Annotated in this window: 5 protein-coding genes; all 5 read right to left on the minus strand. The window is 41.0% G+C overall.

The genetic code is table 11. The features are described from left to right. Positions 1–224 precede the first annotated feature (224 nt). Positions 225–1,001, minus strand: a complete 777-nt coding sequence (locus tag EDM53_RS04750; RefSeq protein ID WP_165379650.1) for an SMI1/KNR4 family protein — start codon at positions 999–1,001, stop codon at positions 225–227. A gap of 55 nt (positions 1,002–1,056) precedes the next feature. Then, positions 1,057–10,197 carry a LysM peptidoglycan-binding domain-containing protein gene (locus EDM53_RS04755; RefSeq protein ID WP_130122516.1) on the minus strand — a complete coding sequence of 3,047 codons (9,141 nt, stop codon included), beginning with the start codon at positions 10,195–10,197 and terminating at the stop codon, positions 1,057–1,059. A 16-nt stretch (positions 10,198–10,213) separates the two neighbouring features. Then, positions 10,214–11,203 (minus strand): hypothetical protein, encoded by a 990-nt coding sequence (locus EDM53_RS04760; protein ID WP_130122517.1) that lies wholly within the window; start codon positions 11,201–11,203, stop codon positions 10,214–10,216. Between the two features lie 18 nt (positions 11,204–11,221). After that, positions 11,222–12,043: a hypothetical protein gene (locus tag EDM53_RS04765; RefSeq protein WP_130122518.1), complete on the minus strand. Its 822-nt coding sequence runs from the start codon at positions 12,041–12,043 to the stop codon at positions 11,222–11,224. A gap of 131 nt (positions 12,044–12,174) precedes the next feature. Further along, positions 12,175–13,081 (minus strand): PD-(D/E)XK nuclease domain-containing protein (locus EDM53_RS04770; protein WP_207215483.1); only part of this gene is annotated, 907 nt, incomplete at its 5' end.

Here is a 13,081-nt window from a genome sequence, read left to right on the forward strand (position 1 = left end):
CATATTGCACCTCAAACGTCAACATTTGGCTATAAGCCTTTGCAAAAAACATAAATCGCACGGAAATTGAGACCAGCACTCTAATACAGATATTCAAAATCTAGACTTTTGACGAATGGACTAGCTGACCATTCTTCTCTTAAATGTGTCACTTTCTTGTCCAGACCAATGGGGTCACTTCAGTCCTCCCCAAGTCAAGAAGAGTAAATGTTATCTTTCAGTATCTAAACTTCAGTAGTAAGACTGCCCTGTTCATAATCCTCCACTTGACCATCACTTATTTTCCTACAGTACTTTTTACCCTCAGACTTCACTTCATACCACAGTAACAGATCTTTTGTAGATTCTGTCTCTTCCATAATGTACTCCTCTACTTCAATCGGTGCTCTTCTGAAAAATCCAGTCACTACTTCACCGTAACGTTTTGCTTCCGTCGAAAAAGGAATAGAATATCTATCGTGTATCAGCTTATCTTTTCTAGCCGTGATTCCCCCCTCACGGCTTTCGTATAGTTCTATATCCAGTCCATACAGACTGTCTATAAAATCGCTAAAATTGTTAGATATCAAAGCAACGCTTTTATACTCTTCACCGCGTTCCCAGTCATGTCCCCAATAATAAACCTTACCACTGTTGTTCTCCTCTACCCCAATACATATTACATCACCTACCGAGCTACACCCAATACTAACAAGATTACCAGGTATACCAACATCTTCTTTACGTTTATTCTCTTCAATAAAATTATTATACTCTCCATCGTAAATTCCATAAAACCAGTCAATCTCACAATCAGAAATGGTCGAACTTCCCCATCCATACCTGTAAAAGTCAAATATCTCAATCAACGGATATTGATTCCGCAGAGGATGTCCACCATTATGCTTGAGCATAAAAGCTATATAATCTGTTGGCAATTTTGTTTGTAACTCGAGCTCTACATTTTTGATGTCAATCATCGTTATTTTTTTTTTGCTATCTGCCACTACTATATTTTTCATTTTATAATTCATTGTATTATTGCCAATAATCTGTCTCGTATATTTCTATAGAGTCTCAACCAGGCCTCTGTCGTAATATTGCCGCTCCTCCAGTATGGGGAATTGCACTATGTAAATCCCTAGGTACCATCAGCATCGTCAAGCCATCTTGATGGTGATGCCACGTGTGAGTTTCAGGCCTTACAAAGCTCGGATCAAGCCTTTGAGCAATCTTATCAGCCAAGGTCACGTCATAAGCATATTTCCCAGTGAGACCAGGCACTTGCACCTCCATTTTGCTGTACGGTTTCAAATCAACGAATGCCTTCTCATCGTAAAATACACCATTCGGGTATTTCTTGGCAAGCTCTAAATACCGTGCTATATTTTCCGGACTTTTGTTGTCTAGAAATTCCGCTGAATCGAATTTGAGAGTTTTTCCAGCCCATTTTGCGTTGATTGGATATCTATCTCCTATTTTATCTACTGTTTCAGGTATGTCTTTTTTATAGTGTGCATTGTCGTCAAGCTTGTAGAACACTTTAGGCTTAGCAACCTTTGCCTGTACTTTTGATAATACATCTCCCAATGCCTTACCAGCTACAGCACCTGATAACATTATCTGTACTGCTATTAGGTCTCTTGCCTTGTTCTCATCTATACCATACCCTACTGATAACGCTTTGCCTCCCTCCACTATCTTGTCTGCTATGTATTCACCAGATGCCTCCGATATCACATACCCAATCGCTTGAGCTCTTACCTCTTGCAACGCTACCGCCCCTACCGCAGCAGGTCCTCCCAGTGCACTCAATGCAACACGAACCGCGCTGACTCCATATTCCACACACCAAGGACATTTCGACAAAAGCTGCATTAGTTTATGTGACATCTCCGCTGCTGCATGTAATGTCACCTCTACTGTCTTTGATGCCGCACTCTTCACTCCATCTGGCACCTGTATACCATTGTCATACCACTTCTTCTCATGTACATCTGTCCCTGCAAATCCCAAGTCTCTTTGCTCTGCCGCTATCTCCTTTACTTGCTTGTCATGGTTAGCCCTCACTATTCCAATACCTCTGTTAAACTCCTCTTTTGCCTTTGCCTCTGTTTCAGGATCTAAGGCTGTTTGAGCTTGGAACGTTTTAACGAATGCTGTTGTGTGTGCACTGGTATCATCCGTAGTACTCACTACAGTTGTTGGTATTTTAACTCTACCTCCTGTCTCACCTGGTTTAGCTTGTGATGATGCTCCAGCTGAGCCTCCAGCACTCGCTTTTGCTACTGGTGCTTTGTTCGAGACAATGTATACCTTGTCTCCTGGTTTTAGCTTGTCTAGTGAACCTTTTGCATCCGCTAGGTGTGCATTGTCCTCTCTAAACTCCGCCCATGTCCTTCCTGCCTTCAGTCCTTCTGCTCTCCAAATGTCCCACAAACTCTCTCCTCTCTTCACTTCATGTGCTGTCCTAGTGTCAACATTCTTCCCAGTCTTTCCAGATACAGCACCTCCAAAACCTTCAGGTAATACCAGCTTTTGATTCAAATATATTAAATTCCTATCTTTGATGTCCTTGTTGACAGACAGTATCTCATCCACTGTCGTTCCTTCCTTCTCTGCTATCTTTGATAATGTGTCTCCCTTCTGTACAATATAACTCTTCCCTTTCGTTTTGGTATCTTTTCTACTCTCATCTTGGGCTACACCAACATCCTTCCCTATAGAAACACCAGCTACTTTTTCTTCCTTACTCTTTTGTTGATGCTGCTCTATTACCTTGCTAGCATCCTCAATCCCTAACTTACTCTTTAGCTTCTCACTAATCGCCACTCCTATCTTACTATCCATCAAAAGACTAGAGCTAATACTACCTATACCATTTGATAATGGCTTAACTAATTCTTGCTTCTCAATCCCTATCTTTGTTGACGTCATGCTACTTATTAGCTTCTCCTTGAATTTATTGAAGCTCCTTTCATATCCCATATCCATCATCTTTGATACTTGCTTACAAGTATTCACTAACTTCGTCTTATAACCACTTAAACTAGCAGATAGAGTGGCCTTTCCGAGCCTATCGCATTCCACTAATATCTCACCTCCTACTACTAATTGCTGACGACTTAATGCTACCTTAATGTCTTCAATCTCCTCTACGCTCATTTTGAAGCTTTTTTTCATCTGTACGAATAGCATTTCTGATACGCTCATCCCCATGCTACTTATACTGACTATCTTCTCATGCATCTTCCCTATAATCTTCCCTACTGATTCTACACTCTTTACAACACCCTGTACCACATTCCCAGCAGTTTTAACAATACTCCACACAGCACCTAACCCAAATGTACCCGCACCCGCTGCATTTACCACACCGTCTCCTACTTCAGTGCCGTATCCTCGCCACGCTCTCTCTTCGTCTCCATTAAATCTTCCCAAGTACCATCTCATTACATCATCTACTGCCCTATCCAGCAGCCCTACCAGGTGACCTTTACATGATTGCTTACCTATGTCCTCACAAAAATAGTCTGTCGCAAATATCTTCCTCAACAGCTTTTCATCTCTTGCAATTAGCTTGGCTACCGCTTCTCTAGCTTCGCTCTCAATATGACCCTGGTCTACTGCATGCTTCATACCGTTGTACACTAATGCAGACAATCCTGTTGTGAGTGCCTGCGCACCAAAGGAAGTCGCCAAAAATACAGTTTTACTAGCAGCAAGCTTCGACAATTTCTCCATGTTACCTGCTATGTTCAATACACCTTCAATTGCAGGTATGTTACTTAAAAAGTATAACGTCCCTGCTGTAGCTAAAGATATGCCTATCGACATACCTTTTGATTTCATGAATTCTTCAAAATCTATCGGATTCCCCGTTCCAACTGATATCAATGCACCAATAATTTCTCCTATACCCTGTAATACCAACGCTCCTCCAAACGCCGTAGTAAATACAGTCCCACTCATGATCCACAACCCTGTTACAATAGACAACACACCTATTGCTGCTGCTGCCACTGTACCCCACCAATTCTTACTTTCTTTCTCTAAACCATATGATTCTAGCTCAAATATCAACCCTCCAGACCCTGTGATCTGGTCTACCACATACTTGTAACTGTCAAATGTAATGTTTACAGTAATGTTGCTTAGTCCTTGTCCGTGCTGTCCTAAGTTCTTCAAATTTGACAGCTTTGCAGATACCACTTCAGTAATGTTCCCTATTACATTTGCTGTGATCTCCTCAATGCTTAAATGCCGACCCATCCTCACCATTTGCTTCCCGGACGTCTGTAATACAAACTCAATGTTCTTCTCCATTGCTTTCACGATCTCTTGGTAGATAAAGATCGTACCTAGATGCTGCACTGCTATATCATCATCATAATTGATGAATTTCTTTGCTAATAAAAATGTCAACTCGGCTTCGTAAACTGGTATTGTTGCATTGATTATTCTCTCTATTACTTTTGCCGTATCCGTAATAAAAGCAGACTTGACCTTCATCGCTTGAGCTGCTTGTTTCTGTTTCGTGATCCCTTGACCATCTTTCATTAATTTTGCAAATGCTAATGCATTATACGTACTCCACGAATAATGTGGCTCCAATTCACTTGCACTATTCAAACACGATATCGCACTATCTATTGGACTCGCTGGCATGTATGTGTCATCATTCCGACCAAAACTAAAAAAACTTAATGCTGCCTTTGCAGTAGCACTGAACGCTGCCCACGTATCAGCTATCCACGTATTAGGTATCAACGTATGTATCCACATACCAGCTAATACACCGCGACTTCCTTTTAGTGCTTCTCTTGTGCTTTTCTCACCCGTCTCTAGCCCCATCAACTTCCAGGCTTTTAACACCAAAAGCGTAGGATTCTCAAAAAATTCACCAGTTTCCTTCTTATGCCATAGATTCTCTGAAAAATTTGCAAAACTGACGTTTAACGACCCAGAAATTTCGTTTATACGCATCCTGATTTGCGTGATATTGTACACTAATCTGCTACTAATGTTTTGATTCTCATCTCCGTCACGTAGCTCTACATCGCAGCTAAATGCAAAAAGCCCATCATTCCTCTTTAGCCACATTCCAAAGTACTCGCTAGCCTGCTTGATCTCGTTCTCAGTGTTATACAATTCCCTATCTCTAAGCCACAACTCAAACTTCCTCCTGAGCTCAATCTTAGACAACAGTGCTTTATCCTCGCTCTCCAAATCCTTGTATTCTTTATTTTCTTGGTGCAGACAGTGTAAATAAGCATTCTTCTGAGAATACCAAGCATTAACTTTGTTAGTGATACAAGGGCTAGTGGTTCTCTCTACCTCCTGATCAAACTTGTAATCTATCCTCTTTACTATGATTGGAACGAATGTAAAACCCTCAACCGCACACACGTAATTAATTAGCTCAAAATCTTGTCTATTTAAACTAGACGCAGCATTCTGACTGTTCATTAATACCGTCTTGATATGATTTGTCACCCTTCGATCAACAACTCGCAGCTGTGATTCATCAAGCGTCTTTTCTATGGTTCCTTTCTCATCTTGCTTAACTGCCTTTACAAAAACTTTACCGCTTTCTTTATATACGTAAATGTGAAATGGTTCATGCTTCTCCGGTAAACCAACCACAATCCTATACCCAGTTGGCGAATTTATCCCCTTGAGAGATTCCACAAATAAATTAAATGCATTATCCCGCAACTCCATAATAGGGAGCCTGCACACTCTATCCGTCGTCAAGCTTATGAGCTCGTCTTCTCTTCTTATTTTCTTGAGACACTCAATGTCAGTCCGACATTCATACTTCTTGGCATCCTCTACGTGCTCCAGTCTTATATGTTCCGTATTTATAATCATCTGCGCAGAACCAGGCTCCCCTTGCCTTGCAGACCTACCATAAGCCTGCTCCTCTACTCTTACATGGCTAGGAAAAGTGCCAACCACTACATGCAATCCTCCATTCTTCATCACAGTAGGACTCAACTTTAAATCCGTACCTCTACCTGCCAAATTTGATGCAAGTATCACGTCACCCACACCCAACTCAGTACTAACTATACCCTTCTCACTTTCACCTCCTTTGCCATATATCCCTACCTGAAGTCTAGGATAACGTGACGTTAAGGCCTCATGCAGTATCGATATCTTATCCAGTGTCTCAATAATCACTAATACAGCTCTCTTCCCAGCTGTTTTCCTAACTACAGCATCTACTATCTCGTTCCTCCATTCCTCCTCTCCCTCCACGATCACAGGCTCAAACTCTACCAAGTCCTTCTGTATAAAGGTCGGTAACACTATCAGCTTTACTCCATACACACTTCTTAAGTACTCTCTGTCAGATTCATCCCCAAGCGTCCCAGTTAAACCATAAATATTCCCTTTATACTTGCTGAAAAAACCGTAATACGACATAAACGTCGTCACAATATTCTCAACCGTCAAAGTCAAATCATGTTTCAACTGTAAAAACTGCTGTAAGCCATCCGCCAGCTGTAGCCTAAATTGTATCACACCCGTCTTCTCAGCATCTACTGGTGCTATTACCGTAAAATTATAACTACTACTACTTGGATCCCTTATTACTATATACTCTCTGTCCTTTTGGTAAGCAGCAATAGAACCAAAAAATGAATCTACCCAATTATTGATCTGTTCCCTGGCAAATACTTCTAAATGTGTTGGAATCTCTACAGCCCTAGCACCTCTAGGTTGATCATCAGCCAGTAAATGTGTCTCTGTAAAATTTGCAATACCCTTTCTTAAAGCATGAGTGCAACTCTCTTCTAAATAAATCGGAGCAATTTCCACATCGTCAGGTACTGTCCCATTACCTATATCCTCCAGCATTCCTCTGTCTTCCGCCGACAATACAGGATGCTTATAATAGCACCCGTCTGCCTTTTGCTCAAAACTCCCTGCAGCTATAATAGCGTGGCCATACAAATATACTAGTACCTGACCCAACATCTCCATCCCGTAGATCGTAGACGTAAGCTGTATCTTCATGTTGCTCTGATCCACAAACAGATTGTCAACTTCATCTACTATAACAAGATCAAACCCTCTACCCATTTTCGTGTTCTTGCTAATATCACGCAACGTATCGCCTATAAAGTTCATCGCGTCACCGTATACGATATCAGCTTCGTAACATCTTTCGTTCGCACTAGTCCCCCTCTCCTTGATGTTATGCGATACCGTAATCTCAAAATAGTCGTACAATGTCCTTAATGCTATCGCATCTCGAATCGCCAATTCCCTAGAACTCGTAACAATATCAATTTGCCTTTTATATTCCTTGTGCTCTAACATCTTCAGAATATTAAACATCCCAATGATCAGCGATTTACCCTCACCAGTCGCAATCTGCGCCAAACCTCCACCTTCCGACTTATATAACGACAACACCGCAACTATTTGAACATCTCTTGGATACGCAGATACTTTGGACAAATAGGTTTGCCTAACAGCCTCAGAGACCACATACAGCGCCTCCACTATATTAGTGTCATTAATACCACCTAATCCCTCCTTCCATCGTATAAAGTCTGCTCCCCTCCAATCATCTAGAGGCTTCATACGTACGTCATCAGCTCCACCTACCAAACTTTTCGATAACTTCCCTCTCTCCCTCAACACTTCCAATCCTTTTAACTTTTCTTCATAATACCCATCTTCCAATAATTCCAAAATTTCTTCATTCCCTTCATTCAGCACAACCATCTCACGTAATATAGCTGACTGCACTTTCGGTATAAAAAACCTGTTATCACTAATAATTCTGTTAATACTCCACAACCATCTATCAGAACTCTCACCAAGTATAATTTCACCAACACTCTTTCCATCACGATCAGTGTCCGTTTCCCTTACATGATATTCTCCAATCCTCTCCAAAAGAGCAATGTTCCCAACTTTCAGTATTGAATACAGTAACTTCCCACTCCACCCCAGTTTCTTATCTAAAATATTATAGCTCCTTACCAACACCTTCTTGTCAGTGCCGCTCACTACATCAGACCACAGCTGTTTCTTTAATAAAAGGTTACATAGTATCTCGTATAACTCCTTGTTTTTAACAGATTGCTCTACAGCCTCCATCAAATCACTAGAGCTAACATTGTTTTTTTTAATAAATGCTAATAACTCTAAAACGCTTTTATAGCTGTCAAACTTAAACACTATCTGCTCTAAACTCTCAGCTACTTCATTTACTCCTGCTAAATGCTCTTCAAAATCCTTATATTGCCAATTTTTTAATAGAAAAACGCTATTACCAATTTTCAATCTTTTGCTATTAATTAACTTCTCATCGCTTAACCCAACATCATCTACTAACCCCAGTAACCCCTTCTCAGAACTACTCCACTCTATCCAACGATGCTGTTCTAGTACTTTCCTTAACTCCCGGAACGACTCCAAAGCAGACTCGTCTTGTGTCCACAACAATCCTCTTAAAAACACTACCACATAATCGAAATTATCTTCGTCTCTCGCCGCAGCTTCAAGGGCTCCTAGATCACTCCCACTACTGATTATGTCTTCTTTCAAAGCAAGTAAGCGCTTCTGCTTCCCATCAATACTCAAATGCTCGCTAACACCTTTTAACCTCCTAAGCTCTTCGTCAGTACTCACTCCTTTCAGAAGCCCTGTAAACACTTCCTTCTGTAAGGCCACGGGTACTTTATCAATTACACCGTACAAAAAGTTGATTGCGCATAACCTATGCCCTTGATTGTCGCTCGCAAGCTTTATAAAGTACTCTAGTTCCTCAGTGCTAAATTCTAAGTGATGATCGCTTAATCTTGTCGCCACAAATGCAGCAGCTTCCTTATTCGGTATCTTCAGCAGTACCTTCTCTAACTTCATCAATAAACCAGTCTCTATCTCCTTAACTTCCGCAACTATATTTACTATCTGTTTTGTAAAGTGCCCTTGATCCTTGCTATAATAATCAAAAATCCCACTAATTACCTTCTTCGGCAGTTCATTACTTTGTAACCCTATCTTCTCAAACAGCTTGTCTAACACTCCCTCTATTTTGCTAAAATCAGTACGAGGCCCAGCATTTCTGATCTCCCTCTCAGCAGACCCACCAAAAACCCCTGCTGCATCCTTTCTATAGTCCGGAATATCTAAAAGCTTCTCTATGTAAACTAAATGCTCAAAACCTATTACATATCCACTAACCTTGTAAGCTTCCAAATAACTCTTTGCTACTATGTCTTTACTGTCCACCTTCAACAGCCTTGTGAAACTATCCCACTTCTCAGCACTAATGTACTTCACATCTTTTCTAATCTGATTAAATGCAGACTCCTTAGTTTCTACATCTAAACCTTCTTGTGTCAAAAAGTTAATAAATTTGTCAATTTCTTTAACTTCTTTGCTATATTGATTAATATAGTGCGACATAATCAAGATATCTGGATCACACGACTGCTTAGCGCACTTGCTCACCTTCAACTGCTTGTCCAGGTGTTTGCTGAGTACATCGTATGCTGACTTACTACATTCTTGCTTCCCAAATCCTTCAACAATCACATGCTGTGCATGCTTATCAAGCCCACCTGCAGTTGCTAAATCTAGCAGATAGTTCCCATGTTGAACTACGTCCCCTCCACTAAAACGCTCACAAACTAACTTCGTCAAAAACTTAAGCTCACCATCACAACTCTTCTTTTGACAGCCAGTTCTTTTAAGTTGTCTGTTGAGGTCACCCTCAACAAACTTGATAGTCTCTTCCTTGACTTGATATTCACCGTTCTCCGCAAGAGCTTCTAATATCGGGTCTTTCAATACTTTGATCGGACCAACAACCCGAAGAGCACTCTCAAGTGCCCCAGAAGCAAAAGTCGATAGTTTCCATATATTTTGAACAAGTAGCCCCTCCTTATACAACCTCTCCGCTTTTACACCACTCTTGAGGTATGCTATGGTGAAATCCTTCGCATCACGTATCTGTATCTCTCTGTTCCACTTACCTAACTCACATTTCTTGTAGCCACTAGTATCACTACTATATAATAGCTTGGGATCCTTGGTAAAAACCTCATTCGGCGCTGTACATGCTTTGACGCCCTGCTCCTTGAAATAATTTAGACCTTCCTCCCAACTAAGATGGCATGCAGAACTGTCCAACTGACAATAATACTCATGATCATATATCAGATCTATCAGCGATAGCTCCCATGCCATACACGTTCACCAACAATCAGTGCTGTTCATCCACTTGATGTTGATCCTGTTGATAATCACCATAATCATCAGCATCGAGAGCATCATTAATAGCATTATAGTACTGCTCCTGTTCTTCTATGTACTGATCCAACATTGTACGCATCAGATAAACCTCAGCCTCTTCCTTCAATGTATCCAGCTTTGCTATTTCAGATTCCAAACGCTTCACATCCCCATTCATGCTCCCTAACTGACCTTCCAACAAAACATGGGACTTCTCTGCTTTTGATAGTTCTCCTTTTATTGCATCAAATTCATTCACCTTGCTGTCAAAAATACTCTTCTCATTCTTCAACTTAGATTCCTTCTCATTTAAAGTGTCCCTAGCCGCAGCAGTATTCAATTTATACGTCTTATGCAATTCAAACGCCGCTATCTTCTTATTCAATTGCTCAGTCAGCTTATTATCAGTATACGCTCTACGTTGGTCCCCACAATAACAGGACTTCCAAGACTTCCTAGGATTACCATTCACTACGTCGTCCCGCTCACGAACTAAATCATCCAAATCATTGATCTCATACCATGGAGTCCCTTTTTCTGCTGCTTCAATTGCTCTGTTATGTTGTATTGATTCACTAAATTCTCTACTACCAAGCTCCTGTTCAGCATCAGCCCTTTCCTTATGCATCTTATCATAGCTATCCTTCGCAGCATCCCTCTCTGATGCCTTCTCCTTGTGACTCTTTTCCTTGTTCTCCACATCTAGCTTACTTTTTTGTAACTGGTCCTTTATACTCTTCACTTCTACCCTTTTAGCATCTAAATCTTTGATCTTACCCTCTAGCAACCTCTCATCTTTCTCCAACCAACTCCTATTCCCACTCACTTTTCTCAAATACTCATCTAACACTCTCTCTGCACCTTCAGCTCCTTTGCGATTAAGAAAATTCTCACAGTCAGCTGTCTTTCTTACCTGTGCTAAACATTCTTTCACTTTCTCCAGCTTCTCATTTAATGCCATAATTCCCTCTCATAGTTATTATTGTTGATCAAATATAGGCGTAATAATTAATGTCATTCTACCAAAACGCGACTCATCCGGTGCCTTGTGAATACTTCCATTGATACCGCTGATATGTACAGACCCATATCCATATTCTGCTACCTCATTCACACCTCCTTCAAATAATTTTGTAATACCATCCCCACTCACACAAGTGGAGTTATGACCGTAATAAAAAACCGTTTCATTGGCCAATAAATAAAATATACCTCTCTCAACAGCTCCAACATCCCTGTATACCGTTCTTTCTCCTACCAGCGAAATCAAAAACACAATATGAGCGTATAACTTACTGTCATCCATACCAAGCTCCTTTACAGACTGATTCCTTTCTTTGTCTATGTGCCAATACTCACAGCCATCACCCGTATAGTTACCTCGCGTTCTTAGCACCACCTCAGCATCTTTCCCCTCAACCACGTCTACTATATTTCTTGTCACAACTCTGATGAGTTCTAATAACCTGTAGCTATACCCCTCCTTTACATTTAGTATGTCACTAAAAAAAGATACCGTAGCCCAATCAATAGCCTCCAGACCAGATAAGTATACTACCTCGTTGCTAAATTTCTGAATCTCTAAGGCAGAGAGTAAGTTAATCTCTTCTTCCATTAAATGTAGCTTGTAAAACGCATGACCATTGGTGACCCACAAAGCCTCAACAGCAGTCCTAATAGCCCCTATCCTCTCACCTTCTTCCTCGTAACATACACCTGCTGTATTACCATCAACCAGACTGCCATTAGCCCCGACCAAACCAATGTCAGGAACTTGACAACACAAACCCCAATGATCCATTCTTGCTTTGTTGGTCGTGAATATCTATTACCACAGCACTACTATAAGACAATTCTTAACGCAACTGAAATTTTTCAATCATATTATAAAATACATACATGTCACAAATTCCCCCCAGCTCCAATACATCATTAAAACCTCTCACTCACCAAACACAGTTGCTTCCCACAAAACGCCAACCCTATCGCCAGTACTTCCTTCACTCCGTTCTGTCTAAATAGCTCCAGATATTGATTATCTTTTACCTGCTTCAACCCTTCTTGCGCCTTTGCCTTCAGCTTCTTCGAATCATCTGTTGCCTTGAACTCCAGCAAGATACCAGCTCTCCCACTCTCCTTTGGCAACATCACTACATCAAACCTTCCAAGCCCTGATTCTTGATTAGAGCGTATGTAGTACTCTCCTCTCAATCCTACTACTAGGCCCAATATAAACACGTGAAACACTCGCTCAGGTGTGTTCTTATTAAAGTCAAAGTAGCTACCGCTTTGCATTATGTAGCTTGTGATGTACATCTCAAATCTCTCCATATCTCCGTCCATCAAGCTTCTTACAAAGCTGTTGTATGAGTCTATGCTTCCTGCCTCGCTAAACCATTCAGATACTATTTGACTATATACTCCTCCAACTTCCTTGTTCGGTACAGATATCTCACATACAAGATGATACTCCATAAACTTGCTACTTAGCACCTTCAGATATCCTGCATACAGTAACAGGCTCCATAAAGCCTCCGGCTTCTTCTTTATGTCGGGAAACACCAAATTCTCAGACAGTACTTGTGTTATTACCTTGCCCTGCAACAACTCCTCAAATTCCTTCCTAACTTCTGGCTTTGCATCCTTTAAGAGCTCTTCTATCAACTCGTTCCCTGATGTCTTGACCCAGTAGGTCTCTAACTTCCCATGGTTCTTTAAACACTTTATTATCGACCAGGGATTGTACAATACATGCCTCCCTGTTTGATAACCATTGTACCATTCCTTGATCGCATCAAGCGATACTGCTTGCTTCGTTTCTTCCAGCAGTTTGAGAACC

Origin of the sequence: Rickettsiales endosymbiont of Peranema trichophorum (genome assembly GCF_004210275.1) — a bacterium.
In the GTDB taxonomy this organism is placed as follows: Bacteria; Pseudomonadota; Alphaproteobacteria; order Rickettsiales; family Midichloriaceae; genus RICK02.